General features: G+C 75.3%; 14 protein-coding genes. 10 read left to right on the top strand and 4 right to left on the bottom strand.

All coding sequences use genetic code 11. The features are described 5' to 3' along the window. The first annotated feature begins 12 nt into the window (after nucleotides 1-12). From grpE to AB6L24_RS35665, 6 genes are all read left to right on the top strand, one after another. Nucleotides 13-549: a nucleotide exchange factor GrpE gene (gene grpE / locus AB6L24_RS35690; protein WP_405662399.1), complete on the top strand. Its 537-nt coding sequence runs from the start codon at nucleotides 13-15 to the stop codon at nucleotides 547-549. Further along, the gene (locus AB6L24_RS35685) at nucleotides 546-2687 is read left to right on the top strand and encodes an Hsp70 family protein (RefSeq protein ID WP_405662397.1); all 2142 of its coding nucleotides are present in this window, start codon (nucleotides 546-548) and stop codon (nucleotides 2685-2687) included. Before grpE ends, AB6L24_RS35685 begins: the two co-directional genes overlap by 4 nt. After that, on the top strand, nucleotides 2684-4663 hold the full coding sequence (locus AB6L24_RS35680; protein ID WP_405662395.1) for an Hsp70 family protein: 1980 nt from the start codon (nucleotides 2684-2686) through the stop codon (nucleotides 4661-4663). The genes AB6L24_RS35685 and AB6L24_RS35680 overlap by 4 nt, the downstream gene beginning before the upstream one ends. 86 nt (nucleotides 4664-4749) lie before the next feature. Further along, nucleotides 4750-6408: a hypothetical protein gene (locus AB6L24_RS35675; protein ID WP_405662393.1), complete on the top strand. Its 1659-nt coding sequence runs from the start codon at nucleotides 4750-4752 to the stop codon at nucleotides 6406-6408. Beyond that, nucleotides 6405-6902: a hypothetical protein gene (locus AB6L24_RS35670; RefSeq protein WP_405662391.1), complete on the top strand. Its 498-nt coding sequence runs from the start codon at nucleotides 6405-6407 to the stop codon at nucleotides 6900-6902. Before AB6L24_RS35675 ends, AB6L24_RS35670 begins: the two co-directional genes overlap by 4 nt. Before the next feature lie 3 nt (nucleotides 6903-6905). Then, the gene (locus AB6L24_RS35665) at nucleotides 6906-9074 is read left to right on the top strand and encodes a hypothetical protein (RefSeq protein ID WP_405662389.1); all 2169 of its coding nucleotides are present in this window, start codon (nucleotides 6906-6908) and stop codon (nucleotides 9072-9074) included. Between the two features lie 21 nt (nucleotides 9075-9095). On the opposite strand, the gene AB6L24_RS35660 is transcribed toward AB6L24_RS35665, so the two are convergent. The 4 genes from AB6L24_RS35660 to AB6L24_RS35645 form a co-directional block, all read right to left on the bottom strand. Next, nucleotides 9096-10448 (bottom strand): protein kinase domain-containing protein, encoded by a 1353-nt coding sequence (locus AB6L24_RS35660; RefSeq protein ID WP_405662386.1) that lies wholly within the window; start codon nucleotides 10446-10448, stop codon nucleotides 9096-9098. Between the two features lie 19 nt (nucleotides 10449-10467). Then, a complete protein-coding gene (locus tag AB6L24_RS35655) occupies nucleotides 10468-11361 on the bottom strand; it encodes a protein phosphatase 2C domain-containing protein (RefSeq protein WP_405662384.1) in 894 nt (297 codons plus the stop codon). Next, nucleotides 11358-12017, bottom strand: a complete 660-nt coding sequence (locus tag AB6L24_RS35650) for a tellurium resistance protein (RefSeq protein ID WP_380856914.1) — start codon at nucleotides 12015-12017, stop codon at nucleotides 11358-11360. The genes AB6L24_RS35655 and AB6L24_RS35650 overlap by 4 nt, the downstream gene beginning before the upstream one ends. A gap of 213 nt (nucleotides 12018-12230) precedes the next feature. Further along, on the bottom strand, nucleotides 12231-15191 hold the full coding sequence (locus AB6L24_RS35645) for a GTPase-associated protein 1-related protein (protein ID WP_405662381.1): 2961 nt from the start codon (nucleotides 15189-15191) through the stop codon (nucleotides 12231-12233). A gap of 133 nt (nucleotides 15192-15324) precedes the next feature. On the opposite strand from AB6L24_RS35645, the gene AB6L24_RS35640 reads away from it, so the two are divergent. From AB6L24_RS35640 to AB6L24_RS35625, 4 genes are all read left to right on the top strand, one after another. Then, nucleotides 15325-16137 carry an alpha/beta fold hydrolase gene (locus AB6L24_RS35640; protein ID WP_405662378.1) on the top strand — a complete coding sequence of 271 codons (813 nt, stop codon included), beginning with the start codon at nucleotides 15325-15327 and terminating at the stop codon, nucleotides 16135-16137. Beyond that, a complete protein-coding gene (locus AB6L24_RS35635) occupies nucleotides 16134-17405 on the top strand; it encodes a cytochrome P450 (protein ID WP_405662375.1) in 1272 nt (423 codons plus the stop codon). Before AB6L24_RS35640 ends, AB6L24_RS35635 begins: the two co-directional genes overlap by 4 nt. A 69-nt stretch (nucleotides 17406-17474) precedes the next feature. After that, nucleotides 17475-18743: a DUF1266 domain-containing protein gene (locus tag AB6L24_RS35630; RefSeq protein ID WP_405662373.1), complete on the top strand. Its 1269-nt coding sequence runs from the start codon at nucleotides 17475-17477 to the stop codon at nucleotides 18741-18743. 516 nt (nucleotides 18744-19259) lie between these two features. Beyond that, complete coding sequence (locus AB6L24_RS35625; RefSeq protein WP_405662371.1) at nucleotides 19260-21467, top strand: tetratricopeptide repeat protein; 2208 nt, start codon at nucleotides 19260-19262, stop codon at nucleotides 21465-21467. The last annotated feature ends 208 nt before the right edge of the window (nucleotides 21468-21675 follow it).

Genomic DNA, 21675 nt, shown 5'->3' with positions numbered 1-21675 from the left:
GGAGGCGCGCGCATGAACCCGATGGACCCGCCGGGCCCCCCGCGCCCGGACCCCGACGACCCCCACGCCCCCCAGGAATCTGCCGCCGCGTACGGGGCCGCCGCCCTGGCCGCGTACGAGGGCTCCAGGGCGCTGGCCGCCCGGGACGCCGCGCACCGGGCGCACACCGAACGACTGCTCCTGGTGTGCGCCGACACGCTGGACGCCTGCGGGCGCCTCCTCGCCGAAGGGCCGGACGGCGCGGACCCGGCCGCGTACCACCGCAGTCTCGAACTCGTCGTGCGGCAGCTGGAGTCGGCCGTCTCCGACGAGGGCCTGGAGGTGTTCGGGCGCGCCGGGGAGCGCGCGGACCCGGCGACGCACCACGTCGTGGAGGTGCGCGCCGCCCGGGACGGAGTGGTGGACGACGAGGTCCTTGAGGTCGTGCGGCGCGGGTATCGATACCGGGGTCAGGTGCTGCGCGCCGCCCGGGTCGTGGTCGCGGCGGCCGAGAGGGGCGCCGACGGCGGGACAGGCAGGGCACCACGGGAAGGGACCACGCACGGATGAAGGCCATCGGGATCGACCTCGGCACGACCAACAGCGCCGTCGCCGCCCACGATCCGCACCGCGCCGACATCGCGGTGCTCACCAACAGCAAGGGCGACCGTCTGACCCCGTCCGTCGTCGGCCTGGTGCGGCGCGACGGCAAGGAGCAGACGATCGTCGGCGAGGACGCCCTGAACTGGGCGGTGCGCCAGCCCACGGACACCATCGTGTCGGTGAAGCGCCTGATGGGCCGGGACTTCGCGGACACCTCGGTGGCCGAGGCCCGCGGCCGGCTCAGTTACGCGATCGTGCCGGGTCCTGACGACGACCCGCGCGCCCATGTGACGCTCGGGGGCCGCACCCGCACACCCGCCGAGATCTCAAGCGTCATCCTCGACAAGCTGGTCAGGGACGCGGCGCGCACCCTCGGCGAGCAGGTCACGCACGCGGTGATCACGGTGCCCGCGTACTTCAGGGACGCGCAGCGCGCGGCGACGCGCGAGGCCGCGGAGCGCGCGGGCCTGGTGGTGAAGAAGATCGTCGACGAGCCGACGGCCGCCGCGGTCGCCTTCGGCCTGCACAAGCCGGACGGCGCCCGCAGCCGCGTCCTGGTGTACGACCTGGGCGGCGGCACCTTCGACATCTCCGTCCTGAACACGGTCAAGGACCGCGACGGGCACAGCCAGTTCCAGGTGCTCCGCTCCGCCGGGGACATCTGGCTGGGCGGCGACGACTTCGACCTGGTGATCGTGGAGCGGATCATCGCCTGGATGCGCGAGGAGCGGGGCGTCGACCCGGCGGGCGACAAGGAGTTCCTGTTCCAGGCGAAGAAGGCGGCGGAGGCGGCCAAGCGGGAGCTGAACGAGCTGCCGGAGACGTACATCGTGATCCCGGCCGCGTACCGCGGTCCCGAGGGGATCGTCGACGTCGAGATGGCGCTCACCCGCGACGAGTTCCAGGCGATGATCGCGCCCCTGGTGGCCCGCACCATGGACCTGGTCAAGGAGACCCTGTCGGGCTTCGAGCTGGCGCCCGGCGACATCTCGGACGTGCTGCTCGTCGGCGGCGGCACGCTGACCCGGCCGGTGTACGAGGCGGTGGAGGCGTTCTTCGGCGCCGACAAGGTGCGCCGCAACATCAACCCGATGGAGTGCGTGGCCTACGGCGCGGGCGTGCTCGCGCAGACCCTCGACGGCGTGGAGTGCCCCGCCCCGAAGTGCGCCCGGACCAACGAGTACGCCGCCGAGACGTGCGCGGACTGCGGGCAGAGCCTGGTCAACGGGCGTCCGGTGGGCTCCACGGGCCTCTTCGAGTCGACGCCCATGGCCATGGGGATCGCCGCGGTGAAGGGCGCGCAGCGGGACGTGTTCGTCCAGATCATCCCCGCGGGCTCCCCCTATCCGCTGCCCGAGCCGCGCCAGCGCACCTTCCACGCGACGGACAGCAGACTGATCCGGGTGCCGGTGTACGAGGGCGACAGCCATGTGGCGAGCGAGAACCACGAGCAGGGCGTGGTGGAGTTCGAGCTGCCGCAGGAGATCGAGATCAACTGCCATGTGGACGTGTCGTTCAACTACTCGGCGGACCGCATCATCACCGTGCGGATCTCCGTGCGCGGCACGGACATGGTCCTGGAGGCGACACCCCGGCGCGAGAAGCCCCGCACCCCGCCGCCCGAGACCGAGCAGGAGGTCGACAGCGCGGTGCTGCGCGAGGAGCTGGGGCTCGCCGTGCGGGAGGCCCAGCGCTTCCTCAAGCAGTACGGCACCTACATCGAGCAGACGCAGGAGATGAAGGCGCGCCGCGACATCGCGCAGGCGCAGCGGGCCGTGGAGATGGGCGACAGTCGCGAGTACAAGCGCCTGACCGAGCTGCTGCTCGACGACATGTATCACCAGTGCGGGCTCGCCAGTCAGTTCCGGCAGGCCGAACTGGCCTCCGACGGCGCCCCGTTGGAGACGGTCAACGCGATCAGTGACGCCGTCGAACAGGTCAAGGCCGCCCACCGGCAGGGCAACACCATCCAGACCGCCGAACAGGCCAAGAACCTGCGCAGCATGATCGCCGTGGCCTACTCGGAGCGCGCGGTGCCGACCCTGCCCAGCAAGAAGGACTACGGAGGCATCCTCCAGGTTCCCGACGACACGGCCGGCGGATGACGGCAGCCAGGGCCGGGGCGGACCGCGTCAGCCTCGGCGTGGACTTCGGCGCCACCGGGGTGCGGGCCCTCTTCGCGGGGTCGGGACAGCAGGTGCGCCGCCTCGACCTGCCCGCGGACGGGCTGCCGTGGCTGGGGTGCGCCCCGGCCGGTTCGGGCGTGCTCCCGGTGACGTTCCCGAGCCTGAAGTCCCTGGTGGCCGGGGGCCGTTCGGTCCCGTGGCGGGGGCAGACGGTCGACGTGGACACGGTCGTGGTGCGACTCTTCAGGGCGCTGCGCGAGCGCGTCGAGGAGCAGGCGGACGCGCTGGTCGCGCAGACCGTCGTCAGTGTGCCCGCGTCCTTCCAGTCGGCGCAGCGCCAGGCCCTGCGGGACGCGGCGAGCGAGGCCGGGCTCACGCCCGTGCGGCTGATCAGCGACTCGATGGCCGCGGTCATGGGGCACACCACGGACCGCGACAGCGGCACGTTCCTCGTGTACGGCATGGGGTACGAGGGGTTCGAACTCGGCCTGGTGCGGGGCGTGCGCGGGCACTGCCGCGCCCTCGGCTACGTCGGCGCGGCCACCTCGGGGGGCCGCGCCTTCGACGAGGCCACCCTGGAGTCCGCGGTGCGGCTCCTGCGCGCGCACCGCGGGCCCGCGTCGGTGACGGGCGCCCCGGCCGAGGTGTGGCTCGGCCTGCGCGAGCGCGCCGAGCGGGCACGGGAGGCGCTGACGGGACCGCCCGCCGGGGACGGCTCCGCGGTCACGGACTTCGCGGCGCTCACCCTCGACCTGGGCACCGGGCCCGCCCTGCGCATGGGCATCACCCGGCCGAACCTGGACGCCTTCCTGGAGCCGCACGTGCGCCGCACCGTGCGCCGCGCCCAGGCCCTGCTCGACGAGTCCGCGGTGGCGCGCGCCGACGTGGACACCCTGCTCCTGGTCGGCGGCGGCACGCGGATGGAACAGGTGCGCGCGGGCGTCGCGGGCCTCGGCCGGCGCACCGCCCACGGGCCGCCGGAGCTGCTGGCCCTCGGCGCCCTCAAGCACGCCGTGCGGCTCGGGGGCGGCGGCGCCTCCTCGTCCCGCTCGACCGCCCTGGAGGAGGGCCTCCTCGAACCCGCCGACCCGGCCCGCGACACCCTCGCCGACGCCCCCGCCCTCACCGCGAGCCTCTTCCCCCTCGACACCCCGTCCGACGCCCCCGCCGACGGCACCCCGGCCGCGCCGCGCCAGGACGTGGCCCGCGCCAGGGACCTGGCCCGGCAGGGGCGCAGGCAGGAGGCGGTGGCGCTGCTGCGGGACATCGTGACGGAGGCGCGGGAACTGCTTGCGGGGCTCGAGGCCGGTCTTGACGCGGGGCTCGGGACGGGGGTGGACGGGGGTGCGGACGGGGGCGGGCCCGTGTCCGTGGGTGCGGGGGCTGGTGCGGACACGGGTGCGGGTGCGGGCCCCGACGCACGGTCGGGGGAAGACCGACCGGAGGGCGTCGGCCCCCCGGAGCCGCAGGACCAGCCGGACACCGAAGGCCGTGTCGTGCGGCAGCGCCCCGGCCGCAGTACCGAGCGTCAACTCGCCCGCGCGCGGCTCCTGTTGGAGAGCGGGCGGTACGAGCACGCCGTGCAGGCCTCCCATCGGGCCTGGCAGGAGGCCACCGCGCACGCGGACCGCGCCGACATCCTCGACGCGATGATCGACGTGCACTGCGCGGCCGCGATGGCCGACATGGCGCCGGAGCACTTCGCGGACGCCGAGCGGTGGCTGCGGTGCGCCTACGGCCACGACCCGACGAACGAGCGGGTGCGGGGGCTGCTCGCGCGGCGCACCTTCCGGCACGCGGAGGAACTGCACCGGATCGGTGCGCGGGATGAGGCGATTGAGGCCCTTGGCAAGTGCCTCATGTGGGACCGTGAACACCCCGGAGCCGAGGCGCTGTCGCGCCTGCTCGGCCGCGACGGCAGGAACCGGCGCGGCCGGGGGGACGTCCTCGACTGACGAGGCCTCCCGGACCTGCGCCCCGGCGCTCGCGCCACCGGCCCGGGACGGCCCCTTCAAGCCACTCCGAGACAGGGAGTACGCGTTTGACGCCCGCGGAACTGCTGGACAAGCAGGATCTCATCAAGCAGCTGCAGGACCTCGCGGGCAGACCGACGCTCAGCCCGCGCGCCGCCGAACTCCAGGCCCTGGCCGACGACTTGACGCACAGCAAGCGGCTCGACAAGTGGGCCGAGCTGGACCTCGTGCACGCCTACGTCCGCCCCGAGACCGTGACCGCCTCCGGCTCCCGCCCGTCGGCGCGCCGCGACGGCGTCCTGGAGGCCGCGCTCGGCGTCCTCGTCTTCATCCCGCTGCTGATCACCTGGTTCGGCCTGCGGGACGCCGTGCGGGCGTACGGGGAACTCGCCGAGGAGAACCGCAAGGAGGCGACGCGGCCCTTCCTCCAGCTGTGGCAGTCCGGCTTCGGCGGGCATCTGTCGCCGCTCGGCCGCTTCGAGAACGTGGCGCTGACGGCGGTCGTCCTCATCGCCCTGCTCGTGCTGCTCTCGGTCGTCCACGCGCGCGTGCGCTGGCGCGCCGACAAGGAGGAGGCCGACCAGGAGGCGGAGCGCGAACGGCTGCTCGCCCGGCTCGCCTCGGTGCTCACCCGGCTCCAGATGCTGCTCGCCCAGCACCGCAGCGCCTCCCCGCAGCAGTTCGCGACCGAACTGACCAAGGCCGCCCGGCAGATGAACTCCCTCGCCGCCAAGGCCGAGAAGAACCACAAGGAGCTGACGGCGACGGCCGGGGCGGTGGCGAGCGCGACGACGTCGCTCCAGGACGCCGCGACCAAGCTCACCGAGGAGGTGCCGAAGCTGGGCGCGGCGGCCAACCGCATGGAGACCACGCTGCGCGACGTCCAGGCGGCGACCGTCCGAGCGGGCGCCGCGAACACCGCCGCAGCCGACGTCATCGCCGAACGCGTGAAGGCGGCGGGCACGACGGTCGAGGCCTCGCTCCAGGCCCTGGTCACCGCCCAGCGGGAGCTCGTGACCAAGTCGGAGTCGGTCGCCCGCGCCACCCAACAGGCCTCCCAGGCCCTGGTCACGAGCACCGGCCGCACGAGCGACGCGATGGACGGCATACGCGAGGCCACCGAGCGCTGGGACGCGGCGGCGGCCCACTGGCAGGACGCGGCGGCCCGGGTGGAGTCGGGCGTGCGGTCCGCCGCGGGCGCCACGGCGGGGGCGCCCCCCGTACGCAACGGCGCGGCGCGTCCGGCGGCGGATCTGTACGGGGCACCGCAGGCGGGCGCGTACGGGTCGCCCGACACGGAGCCGTACGGCACGTCGCTGCCCTCGTACGACGCGTCGACGGGCCCCTACGGCACGCCGACGCCGCGGCCCGCCAGCACGAACGGGGCCCCCGTGCCCGGGCCCCGCGCGGCCGAGGCCCCGGCGCCCGAGGGCAGCCCGCCGCAGGCACGATCCGCAGCCCCGGAGCCGACACCAGCCCCGACACCAGCGCCGACGCCGACCCCGACGCCCCGTACGGATCCGCCGCAGGACGCGCCCCGCGACACCACCCCGCAGGACACCCCACTGCCCCGGCCGACCGCGTCACCCCCCTCGGACACGCCCTCGGACACGCCCTCGGACGCCACCCCGGACACCGCGTCGGACGTCGCCTCGAACCGCACCCGCGCCCTGCGCCCGCCCACCCGGCGCCCGTCCGCTCCCCCGTCGTCCGGGGGTGACGCGTGAGCCCGTCCCGGCGGCGCGGGCGGGGCACGGGCAGTCGGGTCGCGGGCGTCGTCCTCGCGGGCTGGCTCTTCGCGGACCTGCTGCTCGTCCTGGCCCTGGTGTCGATGGCCGACCGGCCCGACCCGCTCGCCGCGCGCCCCAAGCCGTCGAACAGCGCGGACGGGACGAAGTCTCCGAAGCCGAAGCCCACGGGGCCGCGCTCGGTGGAGCGCAGGCCCGAGGAGTTCGAGGTCAAGGGCACGGACAAGGACGCGCTCGTGGCGCAGATCGGCCGGTCCACCAAGAAGTGGCAGGGCAGGACCGCCGCGCTGGTGCTGACCTTCGGCGGCGGGCAGAGCGGCACGACGTACGCCCACCGCGTCAACTCGCTGCTCGGCAAGGGCCGTCCGGAGATGTTCACGCGGAAGACGGCGACGGACGACTTCCACGACCTCGGCAACGACCCGTCGACCGCCGTGGTCCGGGTGTACTTCTTCACCGCTCCGGGAGGCTGACCGGTGGCGACGACCTGGCGGCCCGGCGTCCGGGGCACCGACGGCGCGCTCCCGCCGCTGCCCGTGCTCCCCCAGTTCCCCGGCATGCGCGGGTACCGCCGACTGCGCGGCAGCATCAGGGGCCTGGGCTTCCGGCACGCCGCCGACCTGTTGCGGGAGCCGGGGCGGCTGCGGGCGGCGGGCGGTGTCTTCGGCACCCTGCCCAGGGCGGAGACGGACGACGGCTTCCGCGTTCTCGACGGCCTGTGGTTCCCCGGCCGGGGCGGGCTGTGGCAGCGCGTGGACGTGCCGTTCGTACGGCGTGCGCGGGAGGCCTGGCAGACGTCGGCCGACCCGCGCGCGCTGACGGCGGCGGCGGTCACCGACGTCCTGGAGACCCTGGCGCGCGACCACCCGATGGGCCTGCGGCACATCGTCCTGTGGGAGCTGTGCTGCCTGCTGAAGGACGGCGACGACGGCAAGGGCGGCAGGCTCGGCGGCGGCGCGCACGCGGCGACGACCGCCGACGACGCCGCCGCGCTCGGCGTGCACCGCAGCGAGGCCCGGCTCCTGGCCGCCGCCGTCGACGCCGCTTTCCCGGCCGACGGGGCGGAACGCCGCGCGGCGGAGGAGTTCAACGACGTCTGGCCGAGCGTCCGGCTGCGCCGCGCCGAGCACCTCGCCGACCTCCTTCCGGCCGCGCCGGACGACCACGCCCTGGCCGCGCTGCTCGGGGCCCTGCGGACCCGCTCCGCGAAGGTGCGGTTCCTCGCGTACGCGGCCCGCAGGGCGCAGGAGGGCGGCGACCCGCGGGCGGCGGCCACCACGTGGCTCGGCGCGCTGCGGCAGGCCACGGACGCGCCGGAGCTGCGGGCGGGCCTGCTGCGGGCGGCCACCGCGCTGGCCGACGCGCCGTCCGCCGCCGAGCAGACCGCGGTCCGGACATGGACGAACGACCTTGCTGTCGGCCTGAGTTGGCGGACCCCGCACGTGCCGGGCACGCGCCCCGCCACCCCCGTGACGTACGCCGTCCTGCGCTTCGACGACGACGCCCCGGAGACCACCACCGAGATCACACGGATCGACGTGGCCGCCCCGGAGGCACGGCTGTTGACGGCCCACGACCCGGTGGCGCCGCTGGGCCGCGTCCTGCGCTACGCCGTCCTTCCGCTGCGCGGCGACCGCGTCGCCGGGGTGCCGCGCGTCACCGCGCCGGTCCTCGTCGCCCCGGACGTCGAGGGGCTCCTGACCAAACCTGTGCCGGGCGGCGTCCAGGTGCACTGGCGGCCGCACGCGGCGGCCGTCGACATCGAGGTGCTGCGCTACGACGTGCCGGACGTCGGCGCGGGGCGCGGGCCGACGGTCGTGCCCTGCGGACAGCGGGGCCTGGTGGACGACGCGCTGCCCCCGGGGATCTACACGTACCGGGTGAGCTGCGGCTATCCGGGGCCCGGCGGCACCGTCGTCCGGTCGCCGGGTGTGCACGTCATGGCCCGCGTCGACGAGTGGCCGACTCCCGTGGCGGAGGTCGCCGCCGAGCTCGCCGGGGACCGGGTGGTGCTCGGGTGGCGCGCGCCGACGCGCGGCTGGAGCACGCTGGTGCCGTGGCCGGGAGGCCCGGTCGAGCCGGGCACGGACGTGTCGGAGCGCTTCGCCCGCCTGACGGCCGGGGATCCGCCCGGCGGGAAAGCGCCGGAGCTGTCGGAGCCGCGCCTGCGCCCTGAGGACGCACGGGACCTGCTGCTCGAAGTGAACCCGCCAGTGGCGGGGCGGCTGCGGATGACGGCGGTGAGCGTGCTCGGCGACCGCGCGGTGGCCGGACCCAGCGTCGTCGTCGAAAGTCCGGCCCCGGTCAAGGACTTGACGGTGGTCCGCCTCGCACCCGGGCGCGCCGACGCGTGGTTCAGCTGGCCGGAGCCCGCCGTGCTCGTGGAGGTCGGCTGGCACGACGGCACGCGCGGCGACTCCCGTCGCGTGCCCCGCAGCACGTACATGCAGAAGCTCGGCGCGGTCGAGCTGGCCGTGCCGGACACCGCCTGCACGGTCACGGTCACCCCGCTGACCCGCCCGGACGCCGTCGCGATTCCCGCGCCGCCCGCGCACGCCGACGTGCCCGCGGCGCACCTGCCGCCGCCCCCGCTGTGGCGAAAGTGGTGGCGCCGGTGGCTGCGCACCGGCGCCCGCCAGGGCTGAGGCCCCGCCCCCTCGGCTCCGCTACTCCTTGACCTCCGCCTCCACCCCGCCCCCGAACTCCAGGAGCAGCCCGGACTGCAGCGCGATGGTGCGGCCCGGCTCCACCTCGCGTACCGAACCGTCGTCCTTGCGGACCGTCCACACGTTCTGGGTGCGGTTGGTCAGGCCGTACCTGCCGCGCTGCTTGGGGTGTTCGGTGACCTCGCCGACGATCGCGCGGAAGTCGTGCCGGTCGGGGTCGCCGTCCAGGTGGTGGGCGTACACGCGGGCGCTCGGGTCGAGGCGGATGCCGCGGCGGGTGCGCAGGGTGGTGCCGGTGGCGGTGACCAGTTCGAGGCGGGGCGGGAGCTGGAGGGGCCGGCCGCACTTCCAGCAGTCCGGCGGGGTGCCGTCGGGCTGCGTCAGGTTCTGCCTGCCGCACGCGCGGCACTGGGTGATGGCGTCGAGGACCTGGCTGAGCGCGTCCCGCCACTGCGTCTCGCGGACCCGCTTCGCGGGCGTCCTCAGGCCGTCGGTGAACGTCTGCACGAACAGGTCCCGCAGGATCTGCGGCAGCGCGGCCCAGGTGGCGATGACGGTCGGCTGCTCACCGGCGACGGGACGGTTGCGGGTGTCCGCCGGGTCGTACACGAAGACCGGGTCGGTGCCGTACAGCTTGCGCTTGGCGGCCTCGCCCATGCAGTGGATGCGCATGGCGAGCGCCCCGTTGAAGGGGTGCTCGTTCATCAGGAGCAGGAACAGGAGCACGGCGAGGGAGTGCAGGTCGGTCTGGGTGCCGGGCTGCGCGCCCCGGTCGCCGCGCACCAGCTCCGGCGCCATGAAGTCCATGGTCCCGGCGACGCCCGCGGTGCCGCCCTCGACGACCGCGTTGTCGTTGTCGCAGACCAGGACGTCGCCGGTGCGCGGGTCGAAGAAGATGTTGCCCCAGTTGATGTCGCGGTAGGCGATGCCCTTGGAGTGCAGCGCGCGGTACGCCTCGACGGTGTGCAGGGCGACCGTCACCAGCGTGCGCATCGTCGCCTCCTTCACGGACGGGTCGCGCCGGAACAGCGCGGGCAGGTCCTGGAAGCGCGCGGGGCGCACGTCCATCAGATAGCCGAAGCCGGGCTCCTTGCCGTCGGGGTCCATGACGATGGACCGCGGCCACAGGAAGCGGTCGTCGTCCCAGCCCTTCTCGATGAGCCCTTCCAGGATGTGCCGCTGGCGGGCGTCGGCGAGCTGCGGGTAGTACCACTTCACGGCGCGGTCGCCGCGGACCGTGGAAACGCGGTACACCTCGCCCTGGCCGCCGGATCCGAAGAGCTCCCCGACCGTGACCTGTTCCCCGGCCTCGGTCACCAGCTTCTTGCCGGTGGCGAGCATGCCGTTGCTCATGCGGTCCCCGTTCCTTCCGTCATGCCGTCGTCGTTCCTTCCGCGGTCGTCGCGAAGGCCGCGACGAGCGTCGTGTCGTCCCCCGAGTACTTCGCCGCCCGCGCCAGCCAGTCCTCCAGCTGTCCCTGGACGGCGGCGACGCCCTGGCCGACGGCGCGTTCGCACACGCCGGTGGCGAAGTCCAGGAAGCCCTGGTGGTCGGCGAAGCTCTTGGAGAGCCCGTCGGTGGAGAGCAGCACGGCCGGCGGCGGGCCGCCGGTGAGGGGCTGCCAGTGGGTGCGGGTCTTGCGCCAGGGCTCCGGCTCGCACAGCGAGTCGGTCTCGTCGCCCATGTCGGGTCCGGTGGACAGCGGTGTGCGCGGTACGCCGCCGTCGTCGACGAGCACGATGTCGCCGTCGCCCAACTGCCAGCACAGCAGCAGGTGCGGGGTCAGGACGGCGCCGAGCAGGGTGCTGCCGTACGCGGCGAGGTCCCAGGTCCCGGCGGGGCCTTCCTGGTCGCGGCGGGCGCGGGCCGCGGCGCGCCGGGCGGGGCCCGCGCCGTGCGCGGGCGAGCTGGCGTCGTGCACCAGGGCCCGCTGCTGCCAGCGGTGCCCGACGGCCCTCGGAAGCTGCCGGGCCTCGGCGCGGAGCTCGGGCCAGTTCGCCGCGTCGGCGCCGAGCCGCACCGCCTCGTGGGCGAAGACCTCGGCGCAGGCCGTGAACTCCTCGACGGCCCAGCGCGCGCCCTGGTCGCTGCGGAAGTGCGCGGCGGAGCCGTGGCCGTCGGCGACCGCCAGGACCACGGCGCGGCCGCCCGCGGTGGCCTGGGCGGCGCACCGGTCCTGGCTGTACTTCTTGGCGACACCCTTGACGGCGCCGCGGAGCAGCTCCCAGTCCGCTGCCCGGTCGAGCGGCGCACGGACCGCGGTCACCAGATCTCGTCTTCGTCGCCGCCCTTGGTCAGCGGCGGGCCCACCGGCGCCGCGGGTTTGGCGTCCTCGACCTTGGGGGTGGAGGCGTCCTTCACGACGGCGGTCGACATCCAGCGGATGGCGGCGGCGAGCTGGCGCGGGTTCTTGGCCTGCAGCGGCTCCAGTTCGGGGTTGGCGAGGAACTCCTTCAGCATGCTCTTGTCCGCGTCGTCCCCGATGGCGACGGCGACGCGCACGGCCCGCTTGCCCCAGGGCGTGCTGTCGATGGCGCGCAGGCCGGCACGCCAGTCGTCGGTGGGCTGGCCGTCGGAGGCGAGGGCGAGCACCGGGGGCAGGGCGCGCTGCGGCATCGGCGGGGTTTCCAGGGCCCCGGCGGCCAGCTTGAAGGCGGCGCCCATGTCGGTGCCGCCGTAGGTGTGCACGTCCTCCCAGGAGAAGCTGTCGACGGGGGTCGGCTCGCCGACGTGCCAGCTCGCGCCGCTGGCGAACGAGATGGCCCGCACGAGCAGCGAGGCGGCAGGGTTGGCGTCGGCGGCCTGCCGCATCTCGGGGATGGCCTCGCGGATGGCGAAGTTCAGCTGCCCGATCTTGCCGTTCACGCTCATGGAGCCCGAGCAGTCGAGCATCCAGATGAAGTGCACGGGGCGGCTCGCCATGGAGCCGCCGGGGAAGTTGTCGGCGGTCTCGCTGGACTCACCGGTGACGCTGGTGCTGTTCGTTCGGCTCACGCTGGTCCTCTCCAGGTGGATCGGGGTGGATCAGGTCGGGTGCTGACGGTTCCTCAGTACGAGGTGACGTACGAGGTGACGTACGGGGAACGAGGCGCGGTTGCGGGACGTGGCGGACGGGCGGACGGGGCGGGGCGGCGGCTATCCGGCGTGGAAGCCGTGGCGCCAGGCGTTCCACTCCCGCACCCGCGCCTCGCCCTGGCGGTTGGCGATGACGGTGGCCACCTCGCCGAGGCGCCGCTCGTCGAGGCGGGCCACGACGGGCGCGAGGATCTCGCGGAGGAGTTCCTGGGCGACCTGCCGCCAGTCGAGGCTCGTGCCGGGGCGCCGGGTGGGCCGCCACAGGTAGTAGTAGGCGCTGATGTCCTCCGGTTGCAGCGGAAGGTCCCGGTCGAGCTGGTCGCGTCTGCGTGCGTCGAGCATCAACTGCCGGTAGGGGTCTAGGAGTTCGGGCCCGGAGGAGATCAGGTAGTCGAACACGGGCGGGCGGGCGAGCTGCGGGGCGTCGGCGCGGACGAGGGCGAGGGCGACGAGGTCGCCGACGCCCCGGCGCACGGTGACGGCCAGCGGAGCCGCGTCGACGTGCAGCGCCTGCAGCCGGTGGATGCTCTGCGGCAGGGCGAGCCTGCGGTCGGCCAGGTCCTGGGCGAGGACGAGGAGGTGGGCGGTGGCGCGCTGGCGGCGGTTCAGGCCGCGCTCGTGGAGCAGGTCGCGGGCGAACGCGACGGTCTCCTGGTCGACCCGGTCGGGTGCCGTGACGACGCCCGTGATGTGCCTGCCGAGGCCCGCCTGGACGAGCAGCGGCACCGTGCAGGTGCGGGCGAGCCAGGGCAGGTCGGCGGGCGCCGGTTCGGTGCCGCGCCAGACGAGCCGCCACATCTGCCGCAGCGTCGCCGCGTCGCTCACGCGGCGCCCCGGCAGGATCTCGGCGAGCCTGCCGAACAGGTCGACGCCGCGCAGCCCTTCGCCGGGGCCGCCCCACTGCGCGGCGGCCACGGCAAGCCGCAGCGGCTGCGGCGAGTGGTCGTCGAGGTTGCGGCGCAGCCAGTCGCCCTGCGGCGAGGCGGCGAGGTCCCGCAGCAGGTCGAGCCGCCCGATGCCGCCGTCGGAGCCGAGCAGCTTCAGGACGCGCCGGGTCAGCGGGGCGCAGTCGACGGCGTCGAGGACGTGCGCGGCCTGCTCCCGGTCGGTGCCGTCGGGGGCGCGCAGGGCGCGGGCGAGCCGCTTCATCGCCGCGTCGATGCCGCGCCCGCCGTCGGCGGCGACCGCGAGCGCGAGCCGCAGCGGTTCCACCCAGGCCTGAGGGGGCTCCCGCAGCGCCCGCCACAGCGCCTCGTCTGCGTCCCCGCCGTACTCGGCCCGCAGCGCCCGCTCGGCGCGGTCGCCGAGCGGCAACTCGGCGCATACGTCGGCAAGTTCGGAGGACAACTCGCGCGGGCCGACGCCGCCGAGACGGTGCCGGGCCAGGGCGAGCGCGAGGGGCGCGGCGGCGTCCGGGTCGTGGGCGTGGAGTTCCTGGCAGAGGGCGGTGAGGTGGGCGGGGTCGAGGGGAGGGGGTGCCTGGTCGGCGGTGGGGGTGCCCGGGTCGGTCGCGGCGTCGGCGGGGCCTCCCGCGGGCGGGCCTTCGTCGGTACGGCCTTCAGGGGAGCCCTCGCCGGTACGACCCGCCGCAGCGCCCTCGCCGGTACGACCCGCGGCCGGACCCCCGCCACTGACGCGCACCGCCGCCACCAGCGCGGCCACCGCGTCCCGCCGGGCGTCGCCGGTCAGCTCGGCGAGGTCGCCGCCGGTCAGCAGGCCCGCGCGGAGCAGGACGGGGACGAGCCGGGTCGGCGAGAAGGCGTCGGAGTCGGAGGCGGGGTCGGGGGAGTCGGCCGTGCCGTCGCGGGCGTCGGGGTCCGCGCCCTTGTCGGCGGCGACGGTGGCTGTGGCGGCCGTGGCCCGGGGCAGCGGTACGCCCGCGATCCACAGGCGGGCCGTCCAGGTCGCCCAGAGGTCGGTGGCGGGCGGGCTGCCGGGGCCGTCGAGGCCGTCGTGGACGCGGTAGAGGTGGTCGAGCATGGCGCTGTCGAAGCGGTCGAAGTCGGCGTCGGGGCCGATGCCGACGATGTGCTGCGGGGCACGGCCGGGGTCGGCGGCCCGGGTGGTGAACGTCAATGAGGGGACGTACGCGGGCGGCAGCGAGGCGCAGGCGAGGGCGATCCAGCGGGCGACGGTGTCCGGGCTCTCCTCGGCCACGACGAGCTGACGCCCGGCCGGGTCGTCGAAGAGGCGGCGCACGTCGGCGAGGAAGGGGGCGACGCGGGGCTCGTGCGCGCGGGCGAAGAGGGTCAGCTCGGCGGTGCCGAACGGGCCGCCGGGAGCGGGGAGTTCAGCGGAGCCGGAGCCGGGTTCGGAGCCGGAACCGGGTTCGGAGCCGGAACCGGGTTCGGAGCCGGAACCGGGTTCGGAGCCGGAACCGGGTTCGGAGCCGGAGTTGAAATCGGGGTCGGAGCCGGAGGCGGAATCGGGGCCGGGGTCGACGTCCCCACCGCCACCCGTACCGGCACCGGCATCCGTGCCCGTGACGCTGCCCAGATCCCCCGCCCCGGCCGCGAGCAGCGTCACCGGCCACTCCTCGGCGAAGCGGGCCATGTCGGCACCGGTGAGGTGGATGGCCCGCACCCCGCGTCCGGCGCCGCCGGTGCGGCACAGCAGGCTGGCGCCGTCGGGCAGTCGGCTGAAGCTGAACCGCGCCTCGCGCCCGAACCCGTCCGCGCCCCGCCCGGCGCCGACGGCGAGCGCCACCCACTCGGCGACCTCCGCGTCGTCCGCCCACGAACCGGGCTCCCCACCGGACTCAGGGCTGGACGCCTGTGCGGGCACCAGCCCCGAGGCACCCTCGGAGGCCGAAGCCGGAGCGGCCGTCGAAGCCGGAGCGGACACCGAAGCCGACGCGGCGGCCGAAGCCTCCGCCGCCGAGGCGGACTCGGCCCCGGGCCCGACCTCGGGCCCGCGCTCGGAGCCGTGCCCGGGACCGGGCGGGACAGGGACCGGAACCAGCCGGACGGCGCCGGTGACCGGCTCCTCGTCGAGCCGGTAGTTGAGGTGGCGGATGGCCATGCCACATTGTGACCATCAGCGCGCACCGCCCGCAGGAAGTCAGCCAACTTCCCACGCACACCGCGAGTTTCACCCCGCCGCTCCAGGCCCCCGGGGCACGACGGCACTCTTGCGCGGCCCGCAGGACCCGGCCATGGTGACCGTCGTGACCGCCTTCATGCTTCCTCATCAGCTGGTCGGCGAAGGACCCCACAAGGTGCTCGCCGTGCACGGCTGGTTCGCGGACCGCTCCGCGTACGCGCCGCTGGTCGCCGACCTCGACATCGACACCTTCCAGTACGCCCTGGTGGACCTGCGGGGGTACGGCGAGGCCAAGGACGCCGTCGGCTCGTACACCACCGCCGAGGGGGCCGCCGACCTCGTCGACCTGGCCGACCGGCTCGGGTGGGAACGGTTCTCGGTGGTGGGGCACTCGATGGGCGGGAGCGTGGCGCAGCGCGTGGTGGCGCAGTCGCCGCACCGGGTGCGGCGGATCGTGGGGATCTCACCGGTGCCCGCCTCGGGCCTGCCGCTGCCGCCCGAGCAGGGCGAGCTGTTCGCGTCGGCCGCGCACCGGCCGGAGAACCGCCGCGCGATCATCGACGTGACGACGGGCGGGGTCCGTCCGGACGCCTGGCTCGGCCGCATGGTCGCCCGGTCCCTCGCGTGCAGCGACGCCAAGGCGTTCCGGGCCTGGCTCGACTCCTGGACGGGGGACGACTTCCACGCGCGCCTCGACAACTGCCAGGTGCCCGCGCTCGCCGTGACCGGCGCCCTGGACCCGGCCCTGTCGGCGGACCTGATGCGGCAGACCTGGCTGACCTGGTTCACGCGCGGCGAGCTGGTGGACCTGCCGGGCGCAGGGCACTACGCGATGGACGAGGCGCCGCTCGACCTGATCCGCGCGGTGGAGGACTTCCTGCGGGCCGACGACGGCACGGCCGCGCCCGGCGCCGCCGGCGCATGACCCCACCCCCCGGGCCCGCCGCCGCGCTCCCCGACGTCTTCGACCCGCGTCTGTACGCCGACGGCGTGCCGTACGACCGCTACCGCGTCCTGCGCGACCACCACCCCGTCGCCCGGCAGGAGGAACCGGCCGTGCTCGGCTGGCCCGCCGGGCCCGGGTTCTGGGCGGTGACGCGGCACGCGGACGTGACGGCGGTCCTCAAGGACACGACGACGTACTCCTCGCACCTCGGCGCCACCCAGATCCGCGACCCGGACCCGGACGACCTGCCGTTCATCCGCCGCATGATGCTCAATCAGGACCCTCCGGAACACGGCCGGTTGCGCACGGTCGTGAGCCGCGCGTTCACGCCGCGCCGGATCGCCCGCTTCGAGGAGCGGGCGCGGGAGCGGGCCCGGACGCTCCTCGCGCGGGCGGTGTCGGCGGCCCGCGCCGGGGACGGCGGCTTCGACCTCGTGCCCGCGGTCACCGACGAGTACGCCCTCCTGAACCTCGCGGACCTGCTCGGCGTGCCGGAGAGCGACCGGGGGCTGCTGCTCCACTGGACGCAGCGGGTCATCGGCTACCAGGACCCGGACGAGGCGGGCGAGCCGGTGCTCGGGCCCGACGGGCGGCCGGTGAACCCGCGCTCCCCGGCGATGCTGGCGGACATGTTCGCGTACGCCGGTGAACTCGCCGCGCACAAGCGGCGCCACCCCGACGACGACATCCTCACGGCGCTCGCCACCACGCCCGAACTGGGCGCGGGCGAGCTGGAGATGTTCTTCTTCCTGCTCACCGTCGCCGGGAACGACACGGTGCGGGGCGCCGCGCCCGGCGGGGTGCTCGCCCTCGTCGAGCACCCGGACCAGCTGGGCGCGCTGCGGTCGGGGGCGGCGCCGGTGCCCGGCGCGGTGGAGGAGTTGCTGCGCTGGCATCCGCCGGTGCTCAGCTTCCGGCGGACGGCGGCCCGCGACACCGTGCTCGCCGGGCAGACGGTCCGGCGCGGCGACAAGGTCGTCGTCTTCCACGCCGCGGCCAACCGCGACGAGCGGGTGTTCACCGACCCCGACCGCCTCGACCTGCGGCGCGCGCCGAACCCGCACGTGTCGTTCGGCGGCGGCCCGCACGTCTGCCTGGGCGCGCACTTCGCACGGATGCAACTGGCGTTCTTCTACGAGGAGTTCCTCGCCACCGTCCCGGAGCCGCGGCTCGCCGGGCCGCCGGTCCGCCTGGTCTCGCACTTCATCAACAGCCTCAAGTCGCTGCCCCTGCGGATGGCGGACTGAAGAAGCCGCCGACCGCGTCGGATACCGTTCGGGAAAGATCATCCCCAGCACGGAAGCGAGCATCCGGCCATGTACGCGGCAGCCGAAGACGACTACCACGACGACGTGTTCCCGGTCGTCCCGGCGCCGCAGGACGGCACCCGCTGGCAGGCGCCCGCCGATCTGGAGGAGCACCTGTACGAGCTGATCGAGGCCGACGACGGCTACGGCTATCTGCGGGCGCTCGCCGTCGAGGGCCTGTACCGCCCGGTGCTTCTCACCGACCTCGCGGCGGCGCCGGACGCCCCGCCCCTGTTCAGCGTGGAGGTCCCCGACGGCCGCAGGGTGGCGCAGGTGTACACGGCGGGGCTGCTGCCGCGCCCGCACCCCGACGTCGTGTACGAGTACGTCACGCTCGGCACCCTCGCGCGGCAGTGGCCCGAAGGCCCCGACAGGATCGACGTCCTGGTCGTCAACACCCAGACGCCGTGCGAGCAGTACTACCTGACCACGGACGAGGAGCGGCAGGTCTGGGCCGACCTGCACGACGAGCACCACCGGCCGGGGCGGATCGACGACCGCGTGGACACCCGTCGCACCGGCGCGCCGGACGGGCCCGTCCTGCACGGCCTGGCCTGCGGCGCCCACCTGTGCTTCGCCAACGGCGCGCCCTGGAACACCCTCGACTGGCACGGCGCCGGCTACACCAACGAGGTGGCGCGCCTGGAGGAGTGGTGGGGGGTGCGGGACCGCGAGGAGTGGCACGGCGTCCAGGAACGTCTCCTGGACCGTGAAGTCAGCCCCTGGTACTGGGACTTCGTCCTCGGCGCCCGCACCGCCGTGCTCGCCGAGCAGGGGCCGCCCGTGGACGCGGAGCTGTGGCGCCGCTGCGTCGAGGTGACCCTGCGCAACCGCGTCGTCGAGACCGGCGGGCCCGACGTCCCGCACCGGCCCGGCGACGACCCGGAGCTCGACCAGTTCGTCGACGCGATGCGGGCCCTCGTCGGCAAGGTCCTTCGCTACGAGGCCCGCTTCCGCGCCGACGGTCTGCTTCCGCCGGACGGCCACGTCGCCGGCGTCGCCGCCTGGGATCTCGGGCGCGCCTCCAAGATGGCCCGCTGGGGCCGCGGCGCCCGGTACGCCACCCACACGGAGCTCGTCGCCGCCCTCGAACGCGTCTCCCACGAGGCCCGCGCCGCGTACGCCTCCTGGTCGGAGTTCTCCGCGGGCTACATCCTCGGCCGCTGCCTCCACTTCGACGAGGAGGAGTACGGCACGTGGTACACGTCCGTGCTCCGCGCCCACCACACCCTCACGACGGACCCGGACAGCCCCTGGCAGCAGGTCCCTTTCCTGTGACGCCCGGTCCCGCCGCTACCGCGGCGGACATCTCCCACCCGCCCGCCCGTTTCCAGTCGGCCACAGGGTGAACGTCTCCTGCGGGGGTCTCCCGCCGTCGGCGCCCGCGGGCCGTGGGTGGTTTTCCCGCCGCTACCGCGGCGGGTGTCTCCCACCCGCACCACCCGTTTCCGGTTGGCCGCAGCGTGAGCGTCTCCTGCGGAGGTTGCCCGCCGTCGGCGGCTGCGGCTGCGGCTGCGGCTGCGGCTGCGGCTGCGCATGATGTGCCCCCAGCCCTGTGGGCAATCGTGCCGCAGGGCGGCACGGGTGGGCACAGCCACGGCCGACGGTGCCGCCCATGTAGGGCTGCGCCACGTCCACGGCCGACGGCCAACCTCCGGGCGAGGGCAGGCCGGTTCCCCGCCCGGAGGGCATATGTTTCGGCCGCCTCCGGCCCACCCCGCGCCGCCCCACGGATATCGCCCGCCCGTACGGAAAGGATGCCCTCGACGCGGCGCGGGGTGGAGGGGGTGCTCGGTGCGGGGGCAGGAGCAGGGCGGCCGGAACGAGTTGAGCGGGACGGTGCACGGCCCCGCCGTACAGGCGCAGACGGTGCACGGCGGCATCCACATCCAGCCGCCCACACCACCGCCCCCGACACCCCGCCCACCCTGGCAACTCCCGCCCCCCACCCGCATCACGGACCGCACCACCGAACTCGACCTCCTGGAACGCCAACGGCGCCGAGCCGGACACACGGGCCACCGCACACTGGTCGCGGTCAGCGGCCTCGGCGGCGTGGGGAAGACCGCACTCACCCTCGCCTGGCTGCACACACTCCGAGCGGACTTCCCCGACGGCCAGCTGTACGCCGACCTGGGCGCCCAGTCCCCCGGCGGCCCCACCGACCCGAGCGAGGTCATCGGCCGCTTCCTGCGCGCCCTCGGCGTGCCGGCCGCCCAGGTCCCCGCGGGCCTCGCCGAACGAGCCGCGCTGTACCGCTCGTTGACGTCGGAGCTACGACTCGTGGTGCTCCTGGACGACGCCGCGTCCGCCGCACAGGTCCGCCCGCTGCTTCCGGGCGGCGCCGGAGTGACCGCCGTGACCAGCCGCTGGCGGATGCCGGGCCTGACCGTCGACGGCTGCCACTCCGTGCAGTTGGAGCCCCTGGGCGTGGACGAGGCGGTGGAGCTGCTCGCCGCCACGCTCGCCGACGACCGGGTGGACGCCCAGCCCGAACAGGCCCGCGCCCTGGTCGAGTTGTGCGCGGGCCTGCCGCTGGCGGTGCGGGTCGCGGGGGCGCGGCTCGCGGCCAGGCCCCGGCGCGGGATCACCACGATGGTGCGGGCGCTGACCGAGGAGCACGACCGGCTGGAGGGGTTGGCGATCGACGGCGACCACAACGTGCGGGCGGCCCTCGACCTCACGTACCAGGAACTGCCGCCGGATGCCGCGCGGCTCTACCGGCTGCTCGGCCTGCACCCCGGCACGGAGTTCGGCGACGCCGTGGCGATCGCCGCGCTGGCCCGCCCCGCCCCGGGGCCCGGCGGCACGGCGGCACCGCCCGGGCCCGCGCGGCCCGCTCCGGCGGCCGCCGCCCCCGGCGCCGCCCGGACCCGCGCGCTCCTCGACCTGCTGCACGAGGCGAACCTGCTCACCGACGCCGAGGAGGACCGCCACCGCTTCCACGACCTGGTCCGCCTGCACGCGGCGGCGAAGGCCGCGCAGGACGAGCCCCCGTGGGAGCGCGCCGCGGCGCTGCGCCGGATCGCCGACCACTACCTCGCCACGGCGACCGCTGCGGAGTGGGCCGTCGACCCGCAGCACCGCACGCTGCCCCGCGACCACGGCCCCGGCCCCGTCCTCACGGAGGAGTTCGGCGCGGGCCCGGAGGCGGCGCTCGACTGGCAGGAACGCGAACTGCCCAACCTCATGGCCGTGTTGCGGATCGCCCGCACCGCCTTCCCCCCGGTGACGTGGCAGCTCGCCGACGCCCTGTGGCCGCTTTTCCTGCGCCGCAAGTTCTACGCGGAGTGGCGGGCCGCGCACGACGAGGGGCTCGCCGCGGCCGAGGGGCTCGGGGACACGGCGGCGCAGTGCCGGATGCTGACCTCCGGCGGGGTGGGCGAGCTGGGCATGGGCTGCCACGAGCGGGCCCTGGCGATGTTCGAGCGCGCGGCCCGCCAGTTCCGGTCCGACGGCAACGCCCTCGGGCACGCCCGGACGCTCAACTACCGGGGCCTGGCCCACCAGCGCCTGGGGCGGCTCGACGAGGCGGCCCGCTACTTCACCCGGGCCGCCGAGTCCCTGCCCGGCGTCGGCGACGTCCGCGCGGGCGGCCTCGCCCGCCTGAACCTCGCCGACGTGGCCCTCGCCCGGCGCCGCCCCACCGAGGCGGCCCGGCACGCGACCGCCGCCCACGCGACGCTCCGCGAGGCCGGCGACACGTACAACGCGGCCCGGGCCTCCGTCCTCCTCGGCCGCGCCCACCTGGCCCGCGACGAACCCGACCTCGCCGAGACCCACCTGACCCCCGCGCTCACCACCCTCCGCACCATGTCCGCCGCCTACGAGACGGCCCGCACCCTCCACGCCCTCGCGGAACTCGCTGAACACCGCGACGACCCGGCCACGGCCCGCACCCGCTACGCCGAGGCCCTCACCCTCTACGAGTCGGCGGGCCGCGCCACGTCCCCGGGCGCGAGGACGGCCAGGTCCCGCCTGGAGTCCCTACCGGAACAGTGACCGAGTCCCGGACGGGGGACATGGCGCACGCCTGCAGGGCCGGTACCGCACGGCACCGCACCCGCACCCGCACCCGCACCCGCACCCGCACCCGCACCCGCACCCGCACCCGCACCCGCACCCGCACCCGCACCCGCACCCGCACCCGCACCCGCACCCGCACCCGCACCCGCACCCGCCAACGGCGAGAAACCCCCACAGGTGACGG

It is taken from the genome of Streptomyces sp. RK9 (assembly GCF_045070545.1).
GTDB classification, from domain to species: domain Bacteria; phylum Actinomycetota; class Actinomycetes; order Streptomycetales; family Streptomycetaceae; genus Streptomyces; species Streptomyces alboflavus.
Note: the sequence above shows the minus strand (reverse complement) of the source record. Positions and strands in the feature narration are given on the sequence as shown.